Genomic DNA, 26,466 nt, shown 5'->3' on the forward strand with positions numbered 1-26,466 from the left:
GCGGTGCTTTACGACCTCTCCCTCCGCATGGGCTACAGCTACGATGTGCCGGCCTCCGGCGCTCGCCATATCATGCGGCTGATGCCGCTGTCGCTGACCAACCGGCAACGCCTGGTCGCCGGCTCGATCACCGTTTCGCCGGCGCCTGACGAGCAGTCGCATTTCGTCGATTTCTTCCAGCATTCCGCCACCTCTTTCATGCTGCGCGCGCCGCACGAGGCGCTCGACATTCGCATGCAGGCCCGCGTGCAGGTGGAAAGCCAGCCGGTCGGCGCCGATTTCTCGCCGCTCCTGGCCGACCTGCCGGAGGAAATAGCAGGTGTCTGGTCGCTGGCGCCGGACTCGCCGCACCATTTCCTCGGCGACAGTCCGCGTCTGACGCAGGCGCGCGAGATCGCCGACTATGCGCGAAGCTGTGCCGCAGCGGATCTGACGGCGATGCAGATCGCCCACGCGATCTGTGCCCGCATCAGCAAGGATTTCACCTACGATCCCGACGCGACGACGGTCGACACGACCCCGCTCGAAGCGTTCAGGCTGAAGCGCGGCGTCTGCCAGGATTTCACCCACATCATGATCCTGGCGCTCAGAAGCCTCGGCATTCCGGCCGGCTACGTCTCCGGTTTCCTGCGCACTATTCCGCCCGCGGGCAAGGAACGGCTGGAAGGGGCCGACGCGATGCATGCCTGGGTACGAATCTGGTGCGGCGAGACGATCGGCTGGATCGAGCTCGACCCAACCAACAACATTCCTGCCGGCACGGATCACATCGTCGTCGCCTACGGCCGCGACTATTCCGACGTCGTTCCCGTGATCGGCGTGCTCAAAAGTTACGGCGGCCAGCGCGCCGCGCAAGCGGTCGACGTCATCCCGCTGAAATAATCCCAAAACTGGAAAAATCCGGCGATTCGTTAAAATTCTATTGACGCCGTAAGGACGGCGTAAAGAAGCCGCGTGCGTAAATCACCTCACAGGGTTTCCAGTTGGGTGAACATGATGAGCACCTCTTTTTTGCAAAATCCCTGCGTGCGTCGAATGTGCGGCGACCGCAGCGGCAATTTCGGTATGATGACGGCGATCATGCTGCCCGTTCTTCTCGGCGCGGCTGGCATGGCGATCCAGATGGGCGATCTATTGCTCTCGAAACAGCAGTTGCAGGAGGCGGCCGATTCAGCCGCGCTGGCAACAGCGACTGCCCTGGGCAACGGCACGATCCAAACCTCTCAGGCCGAAGCCTTCGCACGGAATTTCGTAGCCGGACAAATGGCGAATTACCTGCAGGACGGCGTTGATATCAAGAACGCGACCGCCGTCAATGTCCAGACGAGCACATCAGGCAACTCGGCATCCTACCAGGTGACCGTTACACCGAGCTACGACCTCACGGTGAATCCGCTCATGCAGGCGGTCGGCTTCAGCACGCAGCATCTTTCTGCGTCAAGCACGACGGTCAATGGTCCTTCGCAGACCCCGGGCTCCAATAGCCAGGGCTCCGTCTCCATGTTTCTCGCGCTCGATAAATCAGGGTCGATGGGAGAGGATACCACCACTGTCAACGAGGATGATCCGACGGAAACCTTTACCTATGCCTGCAACCCCTACGTCAACAAGAAAGGCAAGTTGGTTTACGACACCTGCACCGGCACCCGCGCGAACCATTACACCAAGATAGAAGCGCTGAAGATGGCCGCCGGCAATCTCTTCGGCCAGCTCAACAGCGCCGACCCCAACGCGGAATATGTGCGCACCGGCGCGGTATCCTACGATATCGTTCAATACTCACCCAGCAGCCTTAACTGGGGGACCGCCGGAGTCTCGAGCTATGTCAACGCGCTACAGGCCAATGGCGGCACGAATTCGAGCGGCGCAATGAGCACGGCCTACTTGTCTCTGACTGCCAAAAACGCTGCCGGGAATGACGCCGAGGACGCGGCCCACAGGGCGAAGACCGGGCAAGTGCCCAAAAAGTATATCGTCTTCATGACCGACGGCGACAATAACAACGATAGCAGCGGCGGCCGTTCCTATGACACCCTGACCAAGGCGACATGTGACACCGCCAAGTCCAAGGGCATCGAAATCTATACGATCGCCTTCATGGCGCCGCCGGGCGGACAGGCGCTGCTGCAGTATTGCGCCTCCGATGCTGCCCATTATTTCCAAGCGGAACAAATGGCAGACCTCCTGGCCGCGTTCAAGGCGATCGGAGCGAAGGCTTCCGCCCAGATGACCCGCCTGACAAACTGACGATACATCAGGCGAAAAGCCGAACAAAAAGCCGCGCCGGAGCAAACCGGCGCGGCTTTTTATTATCTCTATCCCCACATCAGATCGGGAAAAGCGATTTAAATCAACCCTCTTAATTCGCGTGAATACGGAGGTTTCGCAAATTTTTCGTTTGCCCAAATCCCTTGTTGCAAGTGCTTCCTAACGATGCATAAACTGTCGCAAGCTCAGGCGACAAATCGATTAAATCAGGCATAACACCCTGAAACCAAATTAAAATTGGCGAGATCTGACCATGAATACCGTTTCCAAGCCGGTTATCCCCTCTCCCGCTCCCCGCAGTTCAAGGCCGGAAATTCTCGCTGAGGAAATCATCGAACGCCTGACCTACCGCATCGGCAAGGATGCCAAAGTGGCAAAGCCGCATGACTGGCTGACGGCGACGATCCTGGTGGTGCGCGACCGCATCATCGACAAGTGGATGGCCTCCACCCGTGAGGTCTATGCGACCGGCGCCAAGCGCGTCTATTATCTTTCTCTCGAGTTCCTGATCGGCCGCCTGATGCGCGACGCCGTCTCCAACCTCGGCCTGATGGAAGAGGTGCGCGATGCGCTTAGCTCCCTCGGCGTCGACGTCAACGTCATCGCCGGCCTGGAGCCGGACGCCGCGCTCGGCAATGGCGGCCTCGGCCGTCTGGCCGCCTGTTTCATGGAAAGCATGGCGACGGTCGACGTTCCGGCCTATGGCTATGGCATCCGTTATGTCCACGGCCTCTTCCGCCAGCAGATGGCCGATGGCTGGCAGGTGGAGCTGCCCGAAAACTGGCTCGCCCACGGCAATCCCTGGGAGTTCGAGCGCCGCGAAAGCGCTTACGAAATCGGCTTCGGCGGCGCCGTCGAATCAATTACCACCCATGACGACCAGCCGCGCTACGTCTGGAAACCGGCCGAACGTGTCATCGCCGCCGCCTTCGACACGCCCGTCGTCGGCTGGCGGGGAAAACGCGTCAACACGCTGCGCCTGTGGTCGGCGCAGCCGATCGACCCGATCCTGCTCGATGCCTTCAATGCCGGCGATCACATCGGCGCGCTGCGCGAAAGCAACAAGGCCGAAAGCCTGACCCGGGTCCTCTATCCCGCCGATGCCACGCCTGCCGGTCAGGAGTTGCGGCTGCGGCAGGAATTTTTCTTCTCGTCCGCCTCGTTGCAGGACATCCTGCGCCGCCACCTGCAGCAATATGACGACTTCACCTCGCTTCCGGACAAGGTGGCGATCCAGTTGAACGACACCCACCCGGCCGTCTCGGTCGCCGAGCTGGTGCGTTTGCTCTGCGACGTACACGGCATGGATTTCGACCAGGCCTGGGACATCACCCGCCGCACCTTTTCCTACACCAACCACACGCTTCTGCCCGAAGCGCTGGAAAGCTGGCCGGTCCCGCTCTTCGAGCGCCTGCTGCCGCGCCACATGCAGATCGTCTATGCGATCAATGCCAAGATCCTGCTCGACGCCCGCAAGGGTAAAAACTTCTCCGACAGCGAAATCCGCTCGATCTCGCTGATCGAGGAAAGCGGCGACCGCCGGGTGCGCATGGGCAATCTCGCCTTCATCGGCTCTCACTCGATCAACGGCGTCTCGGCACTGCACACCGACCTGATGAAGGTCACGGTTTTTGCCGACCTGCACAAGCTCTATCCGGATCGCATCAACAACAAGACCAATGGCATCACGCCGCGCCGCTGGCTGCAGCAGTGCAATCCCAGCCTCACCGGTCTGATCCGCGAGGCGATCGGCGACGAATTCCTCGATGACGCCGAGAAGCTGCGCCCGCTCGAGGCGCATGCTTCCGATCCGGGCTTCCAGCAGAAGTTCGCCGCTGTGAAGCGGGCCAACAAGGTGGCGCTCTCCAACCTCGTCGCCAGCCGCATGGGCGTCAAACTCGATCCGTCGGCGATGTTCGACATCCAGATCAAGCGTATCCACGAATACAAGCGCCAGCTTCTGAACATCATCGAAGCGGTCGCCCTTTACGACCAGATCCGCTCCCATCCCGAGCTCGACTGGGTGCCGCGCGTGAAACTCTTCGCCGGCAAGGCGGCGCCAAGCTACTACAACGCCAAGCTGATCATCAAACTGATCAATGACGTCGCCCGCACGATCAACAACGATCCGGCGGTGCGCGGCCTGCTGAAGGTCGTCTTCGTGCCCAATTACAATGTCTCGCTTGCCGAGGTCATGGTTCCCGCCGCCGACCTTTCCGAGCAGATTTCGACCGCCGGCATGGAAGCCTCCGGCACCGGCAACATGAAGTTCGGCCTCAATGGCGCGCTGACGATCGGCACGCTCGACGGCGCCAATGTCGAAATGCGCGACAATGTCGGCGAAGACAACATTGTCATCTTCGGCCTTAGGGCCGATGAGGTCGCCAAGGTCCGCAGCGATGGCCACAATCCCCGCGCCATTATCGAAGGGTCCCGCGAACTCTCCCAGGCGCTTTCAGCCATCGGTTCCGGCGTCTTCTCGCCCGACGACCGCAATCGTTACGCGGCGCTGATCGACGGCATCTATTCGCATGACTGGTTCATGGTCGCCGCGGATTTCGACGCTTACGCGCAGGCCCAGCGCGACGTCGATCAGATCTGGACCAACCAGTCCGCCTGGTACACGAAGACGATCAACAATACGGCACGGATGGGCTGGTTCTCCTCCGATCGCACGATCAGGCAATATGCAGACGAAATCTGGAGAGCCGGATGAAAACGCCGAAAACCGTCCCTGAAGTAAAGCTTTCCTGGGAAATTTCGGCAGATGAAATCACGGCGATCCTTGCCGGCTCGCATTCCAATCCCTTTGCCGTCCTAGGTGTGCACCAGGCGGGCGACGCTTTCGTCGCCCGGTGCTTCATCCCGGGCGCCGAGGAAGTGACCGCCATGACGCTTGATGGCAGCGTCGTCGGCGAACTGAAGCAGCTCCACGCCGACGGTGTCTTTGCCGGTCCGGTTTCGCTCGCCAAACTGCAGCCGGTGCGCTACCGCGCCCGGCGCGGCGACGCCGAATGGGCGGTCACCGACCCCTATAGCTTTGGTCCGGTGCTCGGGCCGATGGACGATTATTTTGCCCGTGAAGGCTCGCATCTGCGCCTGTTCGACAAGATGGGGGCCCATCTCATCAGGCATGACGGCGCCCAGGGCATCCACTTCGCGGTCTGGGCGCCGAATGCACAGCGCGTTTCGGTGGTCGGCGATTTCAACAATTGGGACGGCCGTCGCCACATCATGCGCTTCCGCGCCGACAGCGGCATCTGGGAGATTTTCGCCCCTGATGTACCGCTCGGCGTCGCCTACAAATTCGAGATCCGCGGCCACGACGGCGTATTGCTGCCGCTGAAGGCCGATCCCTTCGCCCGCCGCAGCGAACTCAGGCCGAAGACCGCCTCGATCGCCGCTGCCGAGCTGGAGCAGGTTTGGGAGGACGAAGCCCACCTGAAGCACTGGCGCGAGACCGACAAGCGCCGCCAGCCGATCTCGATCTATGAGGTGCATGCCGGCTCCTGGCAGCGCCGGCAGGATGGCACCATGCTTTCCTGGGACGAGCTCGCCTCCAGCCTCATCCCCTATTGCGTCGATATGGGTTTCACCCATATCGAATTCCTGCCGATCACCGAGCATCCCTACGACCCCTCCTGGGGCTACCAGACGACCGGCCTTTACGCGCCGACCGCCCGCTTCGGTGAGCCGGAGGGCTTCGCCCGTTTCGTCAACGGCTGCCACAAGGTCGGCATCGGCGTCATCCTCGACTGGGTGCCGGCGCATTTTCCGACCGACGAGCATGGCCTCGGCTGGTTCGACGGCACAGCGCTCTATGAGCACGAAGACCCGCGCAAGGGTTTCCATCCGGACTGGAACACGGCGATCTATAATTTCGGCCGCACCGAAGTGGTTTCCTATCTGGTCAACAACGCCCTTTATTGGGCTGAGAAGTTCCATCTCGACGGCCTGCGCGTCGATGCCGTCGCCTCGATGCTCTATCTCGATTATTCCCGCAAGCACGGCGAATGGATCCCGAACGAATATGGCGGCAACGAGAACCTCGAAGCTGTCCGCTTTCTGCAGGACCTCAACATCCGCATCTACGGCCAGCATTCCAATGTCATGACCATCGCCGAGGAATCGACCTCCTGGCCGAAAGTCTCGCAACCCGTGCATGAAGGCGGCCTCGGCTTCGGCTTCAAATGGAACATGGGTTTCATGCATGACACGCTGAGCTACATGAAGCGGGACCCGGTGTACCGCAAGCACCACCATAATGAGCTCACCTTCGGCCTCCTCTACGCCTATTCGGAAAATTTCGTTCTGCCGCTGTCGCATGACGAGGTCGTTCACGGAAAGGGCTCGCTGATCGCCAAGATGCCGGGCGACGATTGGCAGAAATTCGCCAATCTGCGCGCTTATTACGCTTTCATGTGGGGCTATCCCGGCAAGAAGCTCTTGTTCATGGGCCAGGAATTCGCCCAGTGGAGCGAGTGGAGCGAGGATCGGTCGCTCGACTGGAACCTGCTGCAATACCGCATGCACGAGGGCATGCGGCGCCTGATCCGCGACCTCAACTTCACCTATCGCAGCAAGCCGGCCCTGCATGAACGTGACTGCGAGGGCGAAGGCTTCGAATGGCTGGTTGCCGATGATGGCGAGAATTCCGTCTTCGCCTGGCAGCGCAAGGCGCCGGACCAGAAGCCCATCGTCGTCATCACCAACTTTACTCCCGTCTTCCGCGAGAACTATCTGATACGCCTGCCCCTGGCGGGCCGCTGGCGGGAGATTCTGAATACCGATGCCGACATCTATGGCGGCAGCGGCAAGGGCAATGGCGGGCGCGTGCAGGCCGTCGATGCCGGCGGCAATATCACCTGCTCGATCACGCTGCCGCCCTTGGCGACAATCATGCTTGAACCTGAAAATTAAGACTGGTGGGAGGAGAAAATGGTAGAAAAGCGTATTCAGCCACTTGCCCGCGATGCAATGGCCTATGTTCTGGCGGGCGGCAGGGGGAGCCGTCTCAAGGAACTCACCGACCGGCGTGCCAAGCCCGCCGTCTATTTCGGCGGCAAGGCCCGCATCATCGATTTTGCGCTGTCGAACGCGCTGAATTCGGGCATTCGCCGCATCGGCGTCGCGACGCAATACAAGGCGCATTCGCTGATCCGCCACATGCAGCGCGGCTGGAACTTCTTCCGCCCGGAGCGAAACGAAAGCTTCGACATCCTGCCCGCCTCGCAACGCGTTTCCGAGACGCAGTGGTATGAAGGCACCGCCGACGCCGTTTATCAGAACATCGATATTATCGAGGATTACGGCGTCGAATACATGGTCATCCTCGCCGGCGACCATGTTTACAAGATGGACTATGAATACATGCTCCAGCAGCATGTCGATTCCGGCGCGGACGTGACGATCGGCTGCCTGGAAGTGCCGCGCATGGAAGCGACCGGCTTCGGCGTCATGCATGTCAACGACAAGGATGAGATCTTCGCCTTCATCGAAAAGCCGGCCGATCCGCCCGGAATTCCCGACAAGCCGGATTTCGCGCTCGCCTCGATGGGCATCTATGTCTTCCACACCAAATTCCTGCTCGATGCCTTGCGCCGGGACGCCGCCGACCCGACGTCGAGCCGGGATTTCGGCAAGGACATCATTCCCCATATCGTCAAAAACGGTAAGGCGGTCGCCCACCGCTTCGCCAAATCCTGCGTCCGTTCCGATTTTGAGCACGAGCCCTACTGGCGCGACGTCGGCACGATCGACGCCTACTGGCAGGCCAATATCGACCTGACGGCGATCGTGCCGGAGCTCGATATCTACGACAAGTCCTGGCCGATCTGGACCTATGCCGAGATCACTCCGCCGGCGAAATTCGTCCATGACGACGAGGACCGCCGCGGCTCGGCCACCTCTTCCGTCGTCTCAGGCGACTGCATCATCTCCGGCGCCAGCCTCAACAAGAGCCTGCTCTTCACCGGCGTCAGAGCCAACTCCTTTTCCAAGCTGGAAGGGGCGGTCATCCTGCCGAACGTGAAGATCGGACGGCGGGCGCAGCTTAAGGACGTGGTGATCGACCACGGCGTCGTCATTCCGGAGGGCCTCGTCGTCGGCGAGGATGCCGAGCTCGACGCCAAGCGCTTCAGACGCACAGAAAGCGGCATCTGCCTGATCACGCAACCGATGATCGACAAGCTGGATATCTGACTTATGAAAGTTCTTTCGGTTTCGTCCGAAGTCTTCCCTCTGATCAAGACAGGGGGCCTGGCCGATGTATCAGGCGCCCTGCCAATTGCCCTCAACGCCTTCGGGATAGAGACCAAGACCCTTCTGCCCGGCTATCCCGCCGTCATGAAGGTCATTCGCAACCCCGTCGCCAGGCTTGAATTGCCCGACCTGCTCGGCGAGCGGGCGACAGTGCTGGAGGTTCAGCACGAGGGCCTGGATCTGCTGGTTCTCGATGCACCTGCCTACTACGACAGGCCGGGTGGCCCCTATCTCGATCCGCTCGGCAAGGATCACCCCGACAATTGGCGCCGTTTCGCCGCTCTGTCGCTCGCCGCCTCCGAGATCGCCGCCGGCCTGCTGCCCGGCTGGCGGCCGGATCTGGTCCACACGCACGATTGGCAGGCAGCGCTGACGTCGGTCTACATGCGCTATTATCCGACGCCGGAACTGCCGAGCGTCCTGACGATCCACAACATCGCCTTCCAGGGCCAATTCGGCTCCGACATTTTTGCCGGCCTGCGCCTGCCCGACCATGCCTTCGCCGTCAACGGCATCGAATATTACGGCACCGTCGGTTTCCTCAAGGGCGGCCTGCAGACCGCCCATGCGGTCACAACAGTCAGCCCCACCTATGCCGATGAGATCCTGACACCGGAATTCGGCATGGGGCTCGAAGGCGTCATCGCCACGCGCATCGACCATTTGCATGGCATCGTCAACGGCATCGACACCGATATCTGGAACCCGGCGACCGATCCCGTCGTCCACACCCATTATGGCCCGACAACGCTGAAGAACCGCGAGGAAAACCGCCGCTCGATTGCCGAGTTCTTTCATCTCGACGATGACGATGCCCCGATCTTCTGCGTAATCAGCCGCCTCACCTGGCAGAAGGGCATGGATATTGTCGCCAATGTCGCCGACCAGATCGTCGCCATGGGCGGCAAGCTCGTCGTGCTCGGCTCCGGCGAAGCCGCGCTTGAAGGCGCGCTGCTCGCCTCCGCCAGCCGCCACCCGGGCCGGATCGGCGTCTCGATCGGCTATAACGAGCCGATGTCGCATCTGATGCAGGCCGGCTGCGACGCCATCATCATCCCGTCGCGCTTCGAACCCTGCGGGCTGACCCAGCTTTACGGGCTGCGCTACGGCTGCGTGCCGATCGTCGCCCGCACCGGCGGCCTAAACGACACGGTGATCGACGCCAATCATGCCGCACTTGCGGCCAAAGTGGCAACGGGCATACAATTCTCACCCGTGACGGAAACCGGCATGCTACAGGCAATCCGCCGTGCAATGCATTTTTACGCGGACCGAAAACTCTGGACCCAATTGCAAAAGCAGGGCATGAAATCGGATGTCTCCTGGGAGAAGAGCGCCGAACGCTACGCTGCCCTCTATTCAAGCCTCGTCTCGAAAGGCATGTGACCTAAATGATCAAGTCCGTACCCACCACGCCCTACCTGGACCAGAAGCCCGGCACGTCCGGCCTGCGCAAGAAGGTCCCGGTATTCCAGCAGCCGAATTATGCGGAGAACTTCATCCAGTCGATCTTCGATTCGCTGGAAGGTTATCAGGGCAAGTGCCTGGTCATCGGCGGTGACGGACGCTACTACAATCGGGAAGTCATTCAGAAGGCGATCAAGATGGCCGCTGCCAACGGCTTTGGCAAGGTCATGGTCGGCAAGGGCGGCATCCTGTCGACGCCGGCCGCCTCCCACATCATCCGCAAATACAAGGCTTTCGGCGGCATCATTCTGTCGGCCAGCCACAATCCCGGCGGCCCCACTGAAGACTTCGGCATCAAATACAACATCAACAATGGCGGCCCGGCGCCGGAAAAGATCACCGACGCGATGTACGCGCGCTCGAAGACGATCGACAGCTACAAGATCGCCGATTTCGCCGACGTCAATCTCGACCGCATCGGCAAGGACGAGCTGCCGGGCGGCATGATCCTCTCGGTCATCGACCCGGTCGAGGACTATGCCGCGCTGATGGAAGAACTGTTCGATTTCGGCGCCATCCGCAACCTGATCAGCCTCGGCTTCCGCATTGCCTTCGACGGGATGAGCGCCGTCACCGGCCCCTATGCCAAGGAAATCTTCGAAAATCGCCTCGGCGCTCCCCTGGGCTCAGTGCGCAACTTCATGCCGCTGCCGGATTTCGGCGGTCATCATCCGGACCCGAACCCGGTACACTGCAAAGAACTCTTCGATGAGATGATGGGGGATGACGCGCCCGATTTCGGCGCCGCCTCCGACGGTGACGGTGACCGCAATCTGATTATCGGCCGCGGTATCTTCGTTACCCCCTCCGACAGCCTGGCAATCCTCGCCGCTAATGCCAATCTCGCCCCCGGCTATTCCGGCGGCCTCGCCGGCATCGCCCGTTCCATGCCGACATCGGGTGCTGCCGACCGCGTTGCTGAAAAACGCGGCATCGGCATGTATGAGACTCCGACCGGCTGGAAGTTCTTCGGCAACTTGCTCGACGCCGGCATGGCGACGATCTGCGGTGAGGAAAGCTCCGGTACGGGCTCCAGTCACGTGCGTGAGAAGGATGGCCTCTGGGCCGTGCTGCTGTGGCTGAACATCCTTGCCGTGCGCGGCGAGAGCGTCGCCGACGTCGTCACCCAGCACTGGCAGACCTACGGCCGCAACTACTACTCGCGTCACGATTATGAAGGCCTCGATACCGACGCGGCGAATGGCCTGATGGACAATCTCCGCAGCCAGCTTTCCACCCTGCCGGGCAAGAGTTTCGGCAGCCTGACGGTCGAGAAGGCCGACGATTTCGCCTATCACGACCCGATCGACAAATCGGTCAGCGAGCATCAGGGCATCCGCGTGCTCTTCGAGGGCGGCTCCCGCGTCGTCTTCCGTCTCTCCGGCACCGGCACCTCTGGTGCAACCTTGCGCGTCTACATCGAGCGCTACGAGCCGGATTCGACTCGTCATAACATCGAAACGCAGGAAGCGCTCGCCGATCTGATCGCCGCCGCCGAGAGCATTGCCAGCATTCGTGAGCGCACGGGACGCGACGAGCCAACCGTGATCACCTGATCCGGAGGGGACCATGCGGGGAGAAAGTTCGGCTCGAGGCGGCGCGACCGTCTTCGAAACCGGCGTCGAATTTGCCGTGTGGTCGCAAAATGCCGCACAGCTCGAACTCTGCCTCTTCGAAGATGACGGCAATCGGGAATTCGCGCGCCTGCCGATGGCGCGTGATGGCAACCACATTCATCGCCTCTTCGTCGACCGGCTGAAACAAGGCGCGCGCTACGGCTATCGCGCCGACGGTATCTACGCGCCCGACAACGGCCTCTGGTTCGATCGTTCCAAGCTGCTACTCGACCCCTACGCCAAGGAGATCGACCGGCCGTTCCGCTATGATCCCCGCCTCGGCATCTACGGCGAAGACAACCAGGATCTGATGCCGAAGGCGATCGTCACCGCCGATACCCGCGCCGCCGTCGCCAAGCCGCTCTTCACACCGGGCGGCTTCATTTACGAGGTCGCGGTGCGGCCCTTCACCATTCTTCACCCCGATGTGCCGGCGGTCGAGCGCGGCACGGTCGCCGCCCTTGCCCATCCCTCCGTCATCGCGCATCTGAAGCGGATCGGTGTCGATGCCGTCGAACTGATGCCGATCACCGCCTGGATCGATGAGCGCCACCTGCCGCAACTCGGCCTCACCAACGGCTGGGGGTACAATCCCGTCGGCTTGATGGCGCTTGATCCCAGGATTGTCCCCGGCGGCATGGCGGAACTGCGCAGGACGGTCGCCGCTCTCCATGCTGAAGGCATCGCCGTCATCCTTGATCTCGTCTTCAACCATACCGGTGAGAGCGACCGCTATGGTGCGACACTGTCGCTGCGCGGCCTCGACAACCTGCATTATTACCGCCACGCTCAAAACAGCCCTGGCGAACTGATAAACGACACGGGCACCGGCAACACGCTTGCCTGTGACCACCCGGAGGTAAGGCGCCTCATCGTCGACAGTCTGCGCCATTTCGTGCTCAACGCCGGAGTCGACGGCTTTCGCTTCGATCTCGCCCCGGTGCTCGGCCGCACCGCGACCGGCTTCGCGCGCGATGGGGGAACGCTTGCGGCGATCTTGGCCGACAACGTGCTTGCCGATCGGATCATGATCGCCGAGCCCTGGGACATCGGCCCGGGTGGCTACCAGCTCGGCAATTTCCCGCCGCCCTTCCTCGAATGGAACGACAGGGTGCGCGACGATCTGCGCTGCTACTGGCGCGGCGACCAGCGGAAAACCGGTTCGCTCGCAACCGCACTCGCCGGCTCCTCCGATATTTTCTCCCGCAACGACGGCAAAGAGACGCGCAGCGTCAATTTCCTCGCCGCCCATGACGGCTTCACGCTGATCGACCTCGTCTCCTATGCCGGCAAGCACAATGACGCCAACGGCGAGCACAATCGGGATGGCCACAACGAAAACCACTCCTGGAACAACGGCGTCGAAGGGGAGACCCTCTATCCCAGTATCCGCAAGCGCCGGATAAACGACGTGATGGCGCTGATATCGACGCTCTTTGCCACCCGCGGCAGCATCATGCTGACAGCGGGTGACGAAGGCGGCCGCAGCCAACGTGGCAACAACAACGCCTATTGCCAAGACAATGAGATCACCTGGCTGGACTGGAAGGCGCTGAACGACGACCTCGTCGCCCATACTGCCTTTGTCGCGGGGCTCCGCCGCCGCTTCACCATCTTTTCCGAAACGGGCTTTCTGTCAGGAAACGGCGACGTCGAATGGATTTCGCTTTCCGGCGAACCGATGACCGTTGCGGAATGGGAGACGCCGTCGCTCTCGACCCTCGGCATGCTGCTCGCCACAGGAGATCGAGCCTCGCGCGGCAGAAAGACCCGGCTTGCCGTGCTCTTCAATCGTTCGGAGAGCCGCCAGCTCTTTACGCTCCCGTCGGAGGGCGAACCGGCCTGGCGACAACTAACGCCGGACGGAGCGAAGAAGGCCGGCGCCCGCGTGACCGTCGAGCCACGCTCCGTCGCCTTTTTCATAGAAAAATGACTGCCTCCCTCCACTCACGCAAATCCTTGTCGCAATCGTCATAAATGCACGATAAGGCTTGGCCCGGCGGCTTTTCTCACGAGGAATTCATGGTCACGGAAATTTCACTCGCCGACGTGCGGGGATTGATCGGCATGGAAACGGGCCTGTCGGATTGGATCACTGTCGATCAGACGATGATCGACTCCTTTGCGGGGGCGACCGACGACCATCAGTTCATTCATGTCGATCCCAAGCGCGCGGCGGAAAGCCCCTTCGGCGGCACCATCGCCCACGGATTCCTTACGCTGTCTCTGCTGTCGGCGATGAACTACAACTGCCTGCCGAAAGTGCGCGAGCAGACAATGGGCATCAACTACGGCTTTGATCGCGTTCGCTTTATGACGCCGGTCAAGAGCGGAGCCCGTGTGCGCGGCCGCTTCCTGCTTTCCGACGCCCGCTTTCGTGGCGGCGGCATGCTGATGACCACCTACGACGTGACGATCGAAATCGAAAACGAGAAGAAGCCGGCGTTGACGGCACGATGGATCACCATCATCCAGTTCGACCCGAAGGACCGCCCGGAAGACGCTTAGGCCAGCGCCGCTTCCTTGGCCACCCCGACTGATGAACGCTTCGCCCCATCCAGCATGGATGCCACAGATCCATACGAAATGGGCCGCAACTGTCATTTGCGGCCCTGAAAATCTCATCTGGTTCTAGTCTGGTCTAGCGGTCTGATTTCCCAGGCATCAGCAACAGTAGACCACTTACGATCAGTGCGCCCGCATAGACAACCAGACCCGGCGCGTAGCTTTCATAATGGGCACGGCTGAGGGGAAGCAGTGTTGCGCCAAGAGCGGCACCAAACTGGAATACCGCGAATATGGTGCCATAAACCCGCCCGAAGGCAGTGAGCCCGAAGCTCCTTTTGATGATGTAACTCAGCACATCGAATTCCGCGCCGTAGACCATACCAATTAGGATGGCGCAAAGATAGACGAGTGCTCCGGCCGGACCCAAGGCATAGAGCAGACAGGCCGCCGCACCGCCGATGCAGACGGCACTCATCAGGCGCTTGGCGGAGACATAATCCAGGAGAACGCCCGTCAGAAACCGGCCGACCAGCACCGCAAGACCAAAGACGGCCTGCACGAATGCGGCCTGCTGCGGTGTCGCCCCGCCATCGATCAGAAGCGAGATCTGGTTGGTGACAAGACCGGTGTTGACGAACCCCAGCAGGAAGAAGGCAACCGTCAAGGTGACGAAGCTCTGCGTCCTGATCAGGCTCTTGAATTCTTCGTTCTTCTGCCGAGCAAACGCAGCGCCGGCGCGGGTAGGACGGACGTCCGGCGATTCAAACAGAAACAGGGCATTGATCGGCAGCACGATCAGCAGAACGATGATACCCAGGCTGACATAGGCCCACTGAACGGAGCCGTTCAGGATGATGTAGGTGAGAATGGGGGGCAACATGGCGGCGCCAAGCCCAATGCCGCCATTGGCAACGCCGATCGCAAGCCCCAGCCGCCGTTCGAACCAGGTCGAGACAACGCGGAGATAGGAAACCGGCCAAAGACCTATGGCAAGCAGCGGCAACAAGCCATACATGATGTAGAAGCTGCTGATATTGCTGCTGAGGAAATACATGCCGCCGAGACCAAGCGCAAAGGCGAGGCAGGACGACAAAACTATGGGCCGCGCGCCGAAGCGGTCGATCAGATAGCCCTGTATGGGCGAAACGACCATGATCATCAGCGAGACGATAGTTGCGGCGAAAAGGATGGAAGGTTTCGACCATCCGAACGTCTTAGACAAGGGTTCGACGAAAACCCCGAAGACGAAGAGCAGGAATGTGCTTGGCCCGAAAACCAGCCCTACCGTGGCCGCGAAGGTTGCGCCGATCGCGGGTCGGTTGGATGCGTTGAGCATGGTGGACGGCCTTTGATCAGCCGCGGCTGCGACAGCATTGTCGGTCATATCATTTCCTCCGGATGACCATGGATACATGCATGAACCAAGCCGGACCAGCAGGCCGGCCTATATTGGAAATCCGCGGCTCAGCCTCCCGTCACCGAGCGCTGCAGAAGTGCGTTCACCGCCTGCGACCGCTCGAAAAGCGGGATGTGGGCGGCGCCCTCGATGATCTCAAAGCGCGCCCCGGCAATTGCCTCGGCCAAGGCCCGGCCGGCCTGCGGCGGCGTTGCCTCGTCATGCTCTCCCACTGCAACCGTCACCGGCATGGTGAGGCTTGCCGCGGAGTGGCGACAATCAGCCACCGCCAGTGCATCGCAACCGGCGGCATAGCCTTCCGATGGTGTGCGGGCGAGCATGGTTGCGAGGCCCCGTCCCTCGTCGCTTTGCCTGCCTTGTGGCGTTGTCCATCGCGACAGGACCGCCTCCTCGATGGCGGCAATGCCCACGGCGCGCACTTTAGCGGCACGATCCTTCCACATCTGTGGAGCGAGGCTGACAATGTTCGAATCCAGCAATGTCAGGGACCGCACCTGCTCCGGCAAGGTCGCCGCCGCGCATTGTGCCACCAGGCCGCCAATCGATATGCCCGCCAGGTGGAATGTCGTCACACCAAGCGCCGCCAACATGGCGACGACATCCTCCGCCAGGACCTCCACCGTCACCGGCGTCCGCGAAACTTCGCTGAGGCCATGACCTCGGAAATCGGGACAGATGACGAAATGCGTCTGGCTGAAGGCCCTGACCTGGCGCTCCCACACTGCGTGCGAGGTTCCGAGCGAATGCAGCAGAACCAGCGCCGGGTCCTTTTCAGAACCGTAAAGCGCCACATGCAGACCATGATCGTCGATATTGAGGAACATGGATCAGAACTCCTCGCTGAGAGCGGCCAGCGCTTTTTCCACGATCGCCGTCTGCGCCTGCGGTGCCGCCCGTTCCCGCTCCAGCCGGCTGATTTCGAGCGAGGAATCCACGACCAGCTTGCAGCGATCGTACCGGCGACGCATGAAGCTTTGCAGCGCCGTCGGCACATACATGTTCCGGGCCATTTCCTCGCCCAGCACAAGCCCGTCCTCGATGCCCATGCCGGCACCCGAAGCGAGCTGCGGCGTGGTGGCATGGGCCGCATCGCCGATCAGCACCGTATTGGCACGAACCCAGCTTTCACCCGCCAGAACCGTTTCCAGCGGACGGCAGATGATGTTCGACCCGGCGGTTAGCCCTTGCGCGATCTCCTTCAATACACCGCCATAGTCGTGCAGAAGCTCACGCAGAACCTCATGCTGGTTTGCCTCCTCGCGCCAGACCGGCTCCGGCTGCGCTTCCAGATAGAACATGTACATCTGGTCCGGCGCGACCGGGTTTAGACCGACTTTGGCGGGTCCGCCGAGGAAGAAGGTGCGGCGCCGGATTTCCGGGTGTCGCGCCATCATCAGCCGCCAGCACATCTGGCCTGCGTAGCGGGGAGCGGGCGCCTCGGCAAACATCTGCTGCCGGGTACGCGAGTAGATGCCATCGGCCCCGACGACGAGATCATAGACGGTGCTCTCACCCTTACTGAAGTGCACATGCGCCAGATCGCCCTGCCAGTCGATTTCCTCGACCGTCACCCCGAGCCTGATTTCCGGCGCAAGCGCGAGGAGCCGCTCGGACATGATGCCGTGCAGGACCGGCCGCAGAATGCCGCCTGCGCTTGGTATGGCACCAAGCGCCTCGCCGCGGGTATCGAGTTGGAAGAGTGGCTTGCCCTCCGCCGAGCAGATATCGATGCCGTCGGCAGCATAACCGCGCTCCAGCACGGCCTCCAGAATGCCGAGCCGCCCCATGGCGCGAAGCGTCGGGCCGGTGATGGTGATGCCAGCCCCATAGACCCGCCATTGCGGGTCCTGATCGCAGAGATGAACGTCAAGCCCGGCTTCGCGAAGGGAGATGGCGGCTGCCATGCCGGCAATGCCGCCGCCGATGACGAGAGCCTTGCGCCTGTCACCCATGGCTGACCGCCGCTGCCAGTTCGCTCTTGCCGAAATGGCCGATGCCGATTCCAGTATACCAGTCATTGACGGCCCGGTAATAGGCCCGGCGGAACGGCAATCCGTCAGCAGCGCCCATGGCCGCCATCCACATACGGATTTCCTCGGCGCCGTTGCCGGCGGTATGCACCTGCTCCGAGGCATATTGGATAACCGCATCGGGATCACCTGCTTCGAAAAATTTCAGCAGAGTCTCGTCGAAATCGCGGTTCACCATGCCCATGCGCGGTGTCGCGATGTCATGGCTAATTCCGCCGGTGGCAAGGATTGCCACGCGCTTGACGCCGTCGTAGCGACGGATGGCGTCGCCCAGGAACTTGCCGAACTGATAGCAGCGCCGCATGGTGGGCATGGGTGGCTGGACGCAGTTGAACAGGATCGGCACGATCGGCAGGTTCGGGTCGAGGCCCGCAAGCTCCAGCGGTGTCAGCGAGCCGTGATCGAGCACCATTTCCATGGAGAAGCTCGGGTCGAAATCGGCCTTCAGCGCTTCCTGCAGCAGATAGGAACCAAAGGCTTGATGGCCGGTAAAGACGCGGCGCTTCGCCTTCAGCCAATGTTCGACGGGGCTTTCATAGCTTTCGCCGACACCGATGCAGAGGGCTGGAAAATTGTCGAGAAAGAAGTTGTGCAGGTGATCGTTGGAGAGGACCACCAGCGCATCCGGCTGGCCCGCCTCGAAGTCGCGGCCCATGGCCTCGTAAGCGCCGAAGATTTCCGTGCGCAGTTCCGCCGGGATACGGTCGGGAAAATTCAGCATCACCGGCGTGTGGCTTGCCGTATAGATTCCGGTTAATTCAGCCATTTGTCGTCTCCTTCTTTCATCAGGCTGCGCAGTGCCGCAAGCGATACGTCTTCGGGAATGCGCACGCCGATGCAGTGGGCGCGCAACAGGTAGGGGTTCACGCCGGCCTCGTAGAGACCGGCCACGTCATTGCCGCTGATCATCTCGGCCATCTCGGGGCTTAGCTTGAAGCGCGCCAGATAGGCCGCCTTGTTCTGATTATAGGCCGCAAGATCATCCGGCTTGTGGTGGAGTTCATAGAGAACCTTATCGAGAAGATAGGCCTCCGTGGTGGGCATCATCAGCCGCCAATTGCTCATGGCGAAATCCTTTCCGTCAGGTCAGGTGGTTGCGGACCCACGACACGATCGTGGGGACGGTGTGTGGGCCAAAGCCCATGTGTCCGCCGGGAAAGAGCCGGACGGATTTCGGGCTGCCGTGTTCGAGCAGAAGATGGATGTCGGCGATCGGGCATTGCTTGTCCTCCTTGCCGTTGACCAGCAGCAGCGGCGCAGAGGGGCGCGACAGAAGATCCTGATCGAGAAGCGAAAGAACCCGGAAACCTTCGACATATTCGGCGTCATTCTTCGCGCCCAACATGCGGCTGCGGGTTTCCACCAGTTCCATGAGGTAGCTGTCGGGATAACGCGACGCCTCCACCCATTCCGGCTGAAACATGTAATGGACGCCGCCACCCCAGTTGACAGCGCAGCGAAGGCTTCCCGGGATCAGGTGGGCGAGTTTGGTTGCCCAGTGACCGCCGAAGGAGCGACCGATCAGGCCAATCCGGCTGCCATCGAGGTCCTCGGACTTCATTGCCCATTCGATGACCGGCAGAAACTGGATTTCGCCGTTCTGCCGCGCCTTCAGGGGCGATTCTCCCGTGCCGACATTATCCATGGCAATGGTCGCGATACCCTGGGCAACGAGAGCGTTCGAAAGCTCTGTCATCTCCTCTTTCCAGGCATCGACGCCGCCCCACATGATCAGAACGGGAGGCTTCTCCACGCCTGCAGGTTTGCGCAAGTAGAAGCGAATTTGACCGGATAGCGCATCGGGAGCCTCGAAAGGCAGGCTGACCGGCACAATGGGCGGTTCTGCCAGCGCACCGAATTTCGCATAGGCATCGAGTTCCAGCCTGTAGCTTTCTTCCTTGGCCGGATGATTGGGACAAGGGAAGCGACCCAGGAAGTAGAAGCCATAGGCTTGATAATAGGCACCGCGTGCTGCCGCCACATCACCGCCCGCCATATGCCCACCGGCAATGGCCATGAAATGGTTGCCGGTTGCGATCCAGGCCCTCGCCCAGTGCTCACCATCTAGCCCGGTCAGCGCTTCGATCGTTTCCAGCGTTGCCTGCGGGTCGGTCAGACCAAGGGGGTGGATGCGCTTGGCAAGGCGATCGCGCATCCATTCCTTTGCGTTCTCTAGTGACCGAAGCCCGGTCAATTCGCCGGTGGCCTGTGCTGTGTTTGACATCAGCATTCTCCAATATTTTCGTCTTCAGTCGCCATCACCAGATCGCTTCCAGTGCGGCCCGTTGCGTTTCTGCGGTTTCAAGGGATCGTCCCAGATGGCGAAGAGCGTTCGCCACCGGCGCAATCAGAGCCGAGTTGTCTGCAGCCACCGTGCAATCAGGGAGGAAAAGATTGTTTTCGAAGCCAAGGCGCGCATGTCCGCCCAGCAGTGCGGCTGTCACCGCGCAGGCGGCTTCATCCTTGCCGAAGGCACAGACTGTCCAGTGTGAGAAGGAAGCTTGCCGGGCCACGCCGAGAAATTCACCCAGGTCGGCCGGGCTGGATTGCTGGCTTGCCGTATAGCGGCCAAGTACAAAAAGCACCGGAATATCGTCCGCCGGAATGACCCCACGCAGGCGCATGTCCTGCAAGCGGGCCACATCCGCAGCATCGTACAGAATGATCTGCGGAAAGATCCGCTCCCGGCGCATCCATTCAAGTAGATCGGAAAAGGCGATTTCGTGCAGTGCATCGGGCGCAACTTCCCGCAGAGCCATGGAACAGGCTTGTGGACGCAGCCTACGCACGAGATCGTTTTGCTCCTTCGGTGTATAGCGGCCAAGCGCTTCCGTCGTGACCTGCACGATCAATCGTTCGCCAACCCGTGCGCGGATGGCCTCTTCTGTGGCTCGATAACAATCCACATCCAGGCAATGCTGGCCTGCTGCGTCCCGTACATGCACATGGATCATGCTGGCGCCTGCGGTCAGGCAGGCTTCCGCACATTCCGCAAGCTCCTGCGGCGCAATCGGCAAGGCGGGATGATCCGCTTTTGTGCGTCTTCCCCCGTTTGGCGCAACAGCGAGCGCAATGCCTCGCCGGCAATCCGCCGGGGCCGATAAATCCTGCATGACAATAATCCTCGATCCTCCGTCCGCCCACGCACCTAGCCAGGGCGGAACCAAACCGGAAGTGGCTTCCGGCATCTCATCTTTCTGGCCTCCACCAGAATTTTTGAGCGTGATCAAAAATCGCACAGAACCTGCCGACTGTCAATTTGATCATGCTCATTTTTTTGAGATGAGAAGGCGTTTACGATCTTACAGACCGTTTTGTCGCCCAAGGTAGATCGTATCCGCTTGCTTCGATCAGTTGGAGATCAGGCGTTATAGCCTCAAGGCCGATCTATGAGGAGACAGGCCCTTCATGACGATTTCGATCTGTCGCCGTAGTCTTTCGGTTCCGTCCTCGAGATTCAGTTCATTGTCTGAAAGCCAGATGCGCAGATCAACTTGATAAATGGCAAATATAGCCTGCGCGATCATCTCTGCTGTCTCGGAGGCGCTGATGACGCCCGCCTTGAGCGCCTCGTCGATCAAGTCGGTCAGCAAATGACGCAGGGCATGACGGGTGCGATTGAAGCGTTCTGCCTGCGTGCCTGACTGGTAGAAATACATCTCCCGCAAGGCGGCCTGTGACAGAACGGGATTTTCCGCGAAATACTGATAGTGACGCCGCAAGATGATAAGCAGATTGGCCAGCAGCGATTTTTCCGGGCTGATCAAAGCCCGTGCTTCCTCGATGCACATCTCAAGCCCGTCATTGACGATCAGAAACAGAAGATCGCGCTTGGTCTCGCCATAGACGAAGACGGTGCCCATACCCACGCCGGCGGCGGTGGCAATCTCGCGCGTCGTCGTGTCGTCGAAGCCTTTGGAAAGAAACAGGTCGAAAGCAGCTTTCTTGATGCGGAGCAGCTTGTCTTCCTTGTTCTTCTCCCGCACGCTCTCGCGTTTCATCGACACCCCAAACCCTTGCCGCTGCATGATTTCACCTTAGCCGATTCTGGTCCAAGGAAATTATGCAGTAAACCTTTGCGCTAAAAGCGGAAATAGTCGGCGGCCTGTCCGAGCTGCTGACAGCGGCCACGTTATCCGACCGTAACGGCAATGATCAAGCGGGGAATGCGCAAACGGGAAATTCTCAAGACGGAAAGCACCCGATGTAAGCAGTGGCTGGGCGACAAGGACGCCGCCCAAGCGTTGCCCAGCCGTTGCGCTGCACGTCGTAGAAGCCTTCACCATTGCCCGCTAGACCGTCATACCGCAAAGCGCGGTGTTCTCACAGCGCAGGAGAACACAATCATTCCGTCTAGGTCAGGTAGTGATCCGTGGTCTTGGACGCAATCTCCTCAAACGAGAGACCATCCGCAAGCTCCACAAGTTTGAACAGGGCGCCGCTCGAGGGCCGCTCAAAGATCGCGAGAAGTTCCGCGCGGTCTTGCGGAAGATTAGGTTGCCGCTTTCGTCGGCCTTCCAGCCCTTGATGATCGCCAAATCACCAAAAATTCCGCGCTCAAGGATGTATTCCTGGCCTTCAAATACCTTGCTTTCCTTCCCTTCAGCGACAGCCGTGCCGACACCCGTCTTTGTGTAAAAGCCGGGTATTCCAACACCCCCCTGCGCGGCATCGCTCTGCATGCGTGCCCTGAGGACAGAACTCGACCTCGAGTTCCCCAGCGATGTACTGGCGCCCGAATTCTTTGTTCTCTCCGACGTAGCTCGAGATCATCTTCTTGATCTCTGAGGCGCGTGTTTGCCGATATCCCTGTACAACCGATCATCTTTCATGTCGTTTCACGCGCCGCCGAGAGCGACGCGGTTGTCCATGAAGTCCTTCACCATGCCCGCAGTATCAGGCTCTCGGACGCGTAACCGTTGCTCGCTGTTCAGCCGCTAGACTAAGCAGCCGGCTTGTAGGCCTCAGTGCCCGGCGTCTTCCGCCGCCTCGGCCAAAAGCCCGAAAACAAAATCGGAAAACGACCGCCAGCACTCTACCCGGAACGTATCTTCCTCCGTGCGGAGAAGCACGATCTCGGCCTTGCCAAAGATCGTACGTGAGGCAGCGCCGACCGGAAAGGAAGAAAGAGACAGATCCTGCGGGCAGCCGGCCGCAAGCGTGGCCTCCGCACCCGGTCCCGAAACGATGATTGCCACATTGCGGTGGGAAACGTCGGTCGCCGAATGCAGCGCGCCGGAGCTTGAACACGCCGCCATCAGATCGCCGCCCGCTTCGTCGATCAACAGCCACTCGTCCGGCCCGATCCAGAGCGCCGATCGCGCACCGGCGCGGCCGGACGTCTTCGGAGTGGTCGGCACGGACAGGCCGAGAGCCAAGGAAAGTGCTTTGAGCGACCCTGCCGGCGCGCGCAGCGCCACGCGACTTGCGGGCGGTGCGACTGTCAGGCGCACTGTGGCGGAGCCGCCGAGACGGCCGGCCAGCGCCGGCTTGCGAATTGCGACATCAGCCATGGATGCGACCCCCTTCTTTGTCAAAGAACACCAGATCCGTCACTTCGACGGCAATCGTCCGGTCCGGCATCGGCACATAAAGCGTCTCGCCCATCCGCGCCCGGCCGCCGGCGACAAGCGCGAAGGCGATCGACCTACCGCAATTTTCGGACCAATAGGACGATGTGACGTGGCCGAGCATCGTCATCGGCTTCGGCTCGTTCGGGCTCGCGACGATCTGCGCGCCTTCTTCAAGCACCAGCTTCGGGTCCTTGGTGACGAGACCGACGAGCTGCTTGCGCCCCTCCTTGACAAGGTCCGGCCGCTGCAGTCCGCGAATGCCGACGAAGTCCTTCTTTTTCTTCGAAACCGCCCAGGCGACGCCCGCGTCATCAGGGGTCACGGTCCCGTCCGTGTCCTGGCCGACGATGATATAGCCCTTCTCGGCGCGAAGAACGTGCATGGTCTCGGTGCCGTAGACGCAAGCACCGAGCGGTTCGGCATTGGCCCAGACGGCTTCGAGCACCGACTGGCCGTAATCAGCCGGCACGTTGATTTCGAAGCCGATTTCGCCGGTGAAGGACACGCGGAAGAGTCGCGCCGGTACGCCGCAGACCGTGCACTCGGCAACGCTCATATGCGGGAAGGCCTCGCTCGAAAGATCGAGCCCTTCGACCAGAGGCTCGACGATTTCGCGCGCCTTCGGCCCTTGCACGGCGATAACAGCCCATTGTTCGGTCACCGAGGTCAGCCACACCTTCAGATCGGGAAATTCCGTCTGCAGGTAGTCTTCCATATGGTGGAGAACACGCGGCGCTCCGCCTGTCGTCGTCGTCACATGGAAACGATCTTCGGCCAGGCGGCCGACGACGCCATCGTCATAAACGAAACCGTCCTCGCGCGTCATGATGCCGTAGCGCGCTTTGCCGGGCTTCAGCGTGTCCCAGGCATTGGTGTAGATGAGGTTGAGGAATTTCGCCGCATCCGGGCCTACCACCTCGATCTTGCCGAGCGTCGATGCATCGAAGATACCTGCCGATTGGCGGGCCGTCCGGCATTCGCGCGCGACGGCCTGATGCATGTTCTCGCCCGAGCGCGGGTAGAACCAGGCGCGCTTCCAGTTCCCGACATCCTCGAAAACAGCGCCATGGGCTTCTTCCCAGTCGTGCAGCGGCGTCTTGCGCGTCGGATCGAACAGCTTCCCGCGCGAATGGCCGATCAGTGTCCCATAGGTCACCGGCGTATAGGGGGCGCGGAAGGTGGTGAGACCGACCCGCGGGATTTCCTTGCCGAGCATTTCCGCGGCGATCGCCAGGCCATGCATGTTGGAAAGCTTGCCCTGGTCCGAGGCCATGCCGTTGGTCGTAAAGCGCTTGATATGCTCAATCGAATGCATGCCTTCGCGCACGGCAAGGCGGATATCCTTGGCGCAGACGTCGTGCTGGAAATCGATGAAGGCCTTGGCGTTCGTCTTCGGCCCGGCGCCTTCGGCAGCGCCGATCATGCCGCCCGTCCAATCATAGGGCTGCTCGGCGGAAATCGTGATCTTCCCGCCACCGCTCTTGCCGGCGGCCTGCGCCATCAGTTCGCCGGCAGCAAGCGATTCCTCGACTGTTTGCTGCAGGTCGTCGGTGCCGTTGCACGCGCCGACGGAGAGGCAGTCCTGGGCATAGGTGCCGGGCAGGAAGCGCTGGCTTTCCGGTTCGAAGGCCACCTTACCGCGCGACTGCGAGAACAGATGGACCGACGGCGTCCAGCCGGCCGAAACCAAGAGCGCATCGACCGCGATCTTGCGCGGCGAACCGCCGCCGTTGCGCGCTACCGTCATCGATGAGATGCGCAGCCGCCCCGCCGTGTTGACGACCGACTGGCCTGTGAGAACATCGATGCCGAGCGAACGCGCCTCTGCGAGCACCGCCTCTCCCGGCGCCTGCCTGCAATCGACGATGGCGGCGATCGAAACGCCGGCGCGCTTCAGATCGAAAGCCGCCTCATAGGCGGAGTCATGCGCCGTGTAGATGCCTACATTGCTGCCGACGGCAACGCCGTAATGATTGAGATACATCCGCCCTGCCGAAGCCAGCATGATGCCGGGCCGGTCGTTGTTCGGAAATACCATATGCCGCTCGATCGCGCCGTTGGCGAGGATCACTCGCTTGGCCCGGACCTGCCACAGCCGCTCGCGCGGCAGATCTCTCGATGGTTTGGCAATATGATCGGTGACACGTTCGGCGAGGGCGACGAAATTGTGGTTGTAGTAGCCGAAGGCGGTCGTGCGGATGAGCACTTCGACATTGTCCATCGCCTTCAGCCGCGCCACGGTTTTCTGCGCCCAGGCGTAACCATCCTGCCCGTCGATCGTTACGCCGGCATCATAGCGCAGCGCACCACCGGCTTCCGCCTGCTCGTCGCAGAGGATCACCTTGGCGCCCGTCTCGGCCGCGGCCAGCGCCGCCGACAGTCCGGCAACACCGGCGCCGACCACCAACACGTCGCAATGGGCGTAGCGGCTGGCATAATGGTCCGGATCCTCTTCCGTCGGGGCGACGCCGAGGCCGGCGGCACGGCGGATGAACGGCTCGTAGACATGTTTCCAGGCGGAACGCGGCCACATGAAGGTCTTGTAGTAGAAGCCGGCGGCGAAGAACGGCGACATCAGATTGTTGACCGCACCGACGTCGTAGGCAAGCGAGGGCCAGCGGTTCTGCGACTGGACGATCATGCCGTCGAAGATTTCCTGCACCGTAGCGCGCACGTTCGGCTGCTTGCGCGCCGTATCGCGGGCAACGTCGATCAGCGCGTTCGGCTCCTCGGCCCCTGCCGAGAGGATGCCGCGGGCCCGGTGATATTTGAACGACCGGCCGACGAGATGAATGCCGTTGGCGATCAGCGCCGAGGCGACGGTATCGCCTTCCAGCGCCGTATAGCCCTTGCCGTCGAAGCTGAAACGCGCAGTCTTGGCCGGCGTCAGGCGACCCTTCCCGGCGATACGATTAGCACCGCTCATTGCGCCTCTCCTTCCACGGCTTCATATGTCTCGACAGGGCTATGCTGTTCGGCCTCGGCACCGATCCGCGGCTTCGGCTCGCCTGCCTTGTAAGTCGTGATGAACTTGTCGCTCACCGTGTCGCGCGCGGCATTGAAGAAGCGGCCGCAGCCGTGAATATGCCGCCAGCGTTCGAAGATCAGCCCTTTGGGGTTCTCGCGCAGAAAGAAATACTCTTCGAATTCTTCGTCCGAGATCGAAGCGATGTCGGCCGGCCGCACTATGTGCGCGTCACCGGCGCCGCGGAATTCGAGCTCGGAACGCTCTTCCTGACAATAAGGGCAATGGATCAGCAGCATGTGAGATTTCCTTCTCCTCCCCTTCTTCCCAGCGGGGAGAAGGTGCCTGCAAGGCGGGTGAG

Annotated in this window: 20 protein-coding genes and 1 pseudogene; 9 read left to right on the forward strand and 12 right to left on the reverse strand. The window is 61.1% G+C overall.

Translation table 11 applies throughout. From position 1 onward, the window contains the following. Positions 1–3: 3 nt before the first annotated feature. The 9 genes from GA0061105_RS17050 (at position 4) to GA0061105_RS17090 (ending at position 14,120) form a co-directional block, all read left to right on the forward strand. Entirely contained in the window at positions 4–882 is an 879-nt protein-coding gene (locus tag GA0061105_RS17050) for a transglutaminase family protein (protein WP_092751678.1), read from the forward strand. Positions 883–996: 114 nt separating this feature from the next. Beyond that, positions 997–2,247, forward strand: a complete 1,251-nt coding sequence (locus tag GA0061105_RS17055) for a pilus assembly protein (RefSeq protein WP_092751680.1) — start codon at positions 997–999, stop codon at positions 2,245–2,247. A 274-nt stretch (positions 2,248–2,521) separates the two neighbouring features. After that, the gene (locus GA0061105_RS17060) at positions 2,522–4,984 is read left to right on the forward strand and encodes a glycogen/starch/alpha-glucan phosphorylase (RefSeq protein WP_092751682.1); all 2,463 of its coding nucleotides are present in this window, start codon (positions 2,522–2,524) and stop codon (positions 4,982–4,984) included. After that, positions 4,981–7,188 (forward strand): 1,4-alpha-glucan branching protein GlgB, encoded by a 2,208-nt coding sequence (gene glgB / locus GA0061105_RS17065; protein ID WP_092751684.1) that lies wholly within the window; start codon positions 4,981–4,983, stop codon positions 7,186–7,188. The genes GA0061105_RS17060 and glgB overlap by 4 nt, the downstream gene beginning before the upstream one ends. 18 nt (positions 7,189–7,206) lie before the next feature. Then, positions 7,207–8,469: a glucose-1-phosphate adenylyltransferase gene (gene glgC / locus GA0061105_RS17070; protein WP_064694307.1), complete on the forward strand. Its 1,263-nt coding sequence runs from the start codon at positions 7,207–7,209 to the stop codon at positions 8,467–8,469. Positions 8,470–8,472: 3 nt separating this feature from the next. After that, entirely contained in the window at positions 8,473–9,915 is a 1,443-nt protein-coding gene (gene glgA, locus GA0061105_RS17075) for a glycogen synthase GlgA (RefSeq protein ID WP_092751686.1), read from the forward strand. Positions 9,916–9,920: 5 nt separating this feature from the next. After that, positions 9,921–11,552, forward strand: a complete 1,632-nt coding sequence (locus tag GA0061105_RS17080; protein WP_092751687.1) for an alpha-D-glucose phosphate-specific phosphoglucomutase — start codon at positions 9,921–9,923, stop codon at positions 11,550–11,552. A 13-nt stretch (positions 11,553–11,565) separates the two neighbouring features. Further along, complete coding sequence (gene glgX, locus GA0061105_RS17085) at positions 11,566–13,545, forward strand: glycogen debranching protein GlgX (RefSeq protein WP_092751689.1); 1,980 nt, start codon at positions 11,566–11,568, stop codon at positions 13,543–13,545. Between the two features lie 89 nt (positions 13,546–13,634). Next, on the forward strand, positions 13,635–14,120 hold the full coding sequence (locus GA0061105_RS17090) for a MaoC family dehydratase (protein WP_092751849.1): 486 nt from the start codon (positions 13,635–13,637) through the stop codon (positions 14,118–14,120). A gap of 133 nt (positions 14,121–14,253) precedes the next feature. Here GA0061105_RS17090 and GA0061105_RS17095 read toward each other — a convergent pair whose 3' ends face one another. The 12 genes and pseudogenes from GA0061105_RS17095 to GA0061105_RS17150 form a co-directional block, all read right to left on the reverse strand. After that, a complete protein-coding gene (locus GA0061105_RS17095; protein WP_167358561.1) occupies positions 14,254–15,504 on the reverse strand; it encodes an MFS transporter in 1,251 nt (416 codons plus the stop codon). Between the two features lie 80 nt (positions 15,505–15,584). After that, complete coding sequence (locus tag GA0061105_RS17100; RefSeq protein ID WP_092751693.1) at positions 15,585–16,361, reverse strand: alpha/beta fold hydrolase; 777 nt, start codon at positions 16,359–16,361, stop codon at positions 15,585–15,587. A 3-nt stretch (positions 16,362–16,364) separates the two neighbouring features. After that, positions 16,365–17,489 (reverse strand): FAD-dependent monooxygenase, encoded by a 1,125-nt coding sequence (locus GA0061105_RS17105; RefSeq protein ID WP_092751695.1) that lies wholly within the window; start codon positions 17,487–17,489, stop codon positions 16,365–16,367. Further along, a complete protein-coding gene (locus GA0061105_RS17110; protein WP_092751697.1) occupies positions 17,482–18,333 on the reverse strand; it encodes a DODA-type extradiol aromatic ring-opening family dioxygenase in 852 nt (283 codons plus the stop codon). Before GA0061105_RS17110 ends, GA0061105_RS17105 begins: the two co-directional genes overlap by 8 nt. Beyond that, complete coding sequence (locus GA0061105_RS17115) at positions 18,321–18,632, reverse strand: subunit of meta cleavage enzyme (protein ID WP_092751699.1); 312 nt, start codon at positions 18,630–18,632, stop codon at positions 18,321–18,323. The genes GA0061105_RS17110 and GA0061105_RS17115 overlap by 13 nt, the downstream gene beginning before the upstream one ends. A gap of 16 nt (positions 18,633–18,648) precedes the next feature. Continuing rightward, positions 18,649–19,791 (reverse strand): alpha/beta hydrolase family protein, encoded by a 1,143-nt coding sequence (locus GA0061105_RS17120; protein WP_092751701.1) that lies wholly within the window; start codon positions 19,789–19,791, stop codon positions 18,649–18,651. Between the two features lie 34 nt (positions 19,792–19,825). Continuing rightward, on the reverse strand, positions 19,826–20,680 hold the full coding sequence (locus tag GA0061105_RS17125; RefSeq protein ID WP_092751703.1) for a beta-keto acid cleavage family enzyme: 855 nt from the start codon (positions 20,678–20,680) through the stop codon (positions 19,826–19,828). 255 nt (positions 20,681–20,935) lie between these two features. Beyond that, positions 20,936–21,568, reverse strand: a complete 633-nt coding sequence (locus GA0061105_RS17130; protein ID WP_245304363.1) for a TetR/AcrR family transcriptional regulator — start codon at positions 21,566–21,568, stop codon at positions 20,936–20,938. Positions 21,569–22,030: 462 nt separating this feature from the next. Then, positions 22,031–22,352, reverse strand: a pseudogene (locus GA0061105_RS17135) (CoA transferase subunit A); the annotation flags it as partial. Between the two features lie 179 nt (positions 22,353–22,531). Continuing rightward, positions 22,532–23,080, reverse strand: a complete 549-nt coding sequence (locus GA0061105_RS17140) for a sarcosine oxidase subunit gamma (protein WP_064694303.1) — start codon at positions 23,078–23,080, stop codon at positions 22,532–22,534. Continuing rightward, positions 23,073–26,066 carry a sarcosine oxidase subunit alpha gene (locus GA0061105_RS17145; protein ID WP_092751706.1) on the reverse strand — a complete coding sequence of 998 codons (2,994 nt, stop codon included), beginning with the start codon at positions 26,064–26,066 and terminating at the stop codon, positions 23,073–23,075. The genes GA0061105_RS17140 and GA0061105_RS17145 overlap by 8 nt, the downstream gene beginning before the upstream one ends. Next, complete coding sequence (locus GA0061105_RS17150) at positions 26,063–26,404, reverse strand: sarcosine oxidase subunit delta (RefSeq protein ID WP_092751708.1); 342 nt, start codon at positions 26,402–26,404, stop codon at positions 26,063–26,065. The genes GA0061105_RS17145 and GA0061105_RS17150 overlap by 4 nt, the downstream gene beginning before the upstream one ends. Positions 26,405–26,466 lie beyond the last annotated feature (62 nt).

The sequence above is a fragment of the Rhizobium aethiopicum genome, assembly GCF_900094625.1.
Classification (GTDB): domain Bacteria; phylum Pseudomonadota; class Alphaproteobacteria; order Rhizobiales; family Rhizobiaceae; genus Rhizobium; species Rhizobium aethiopicum.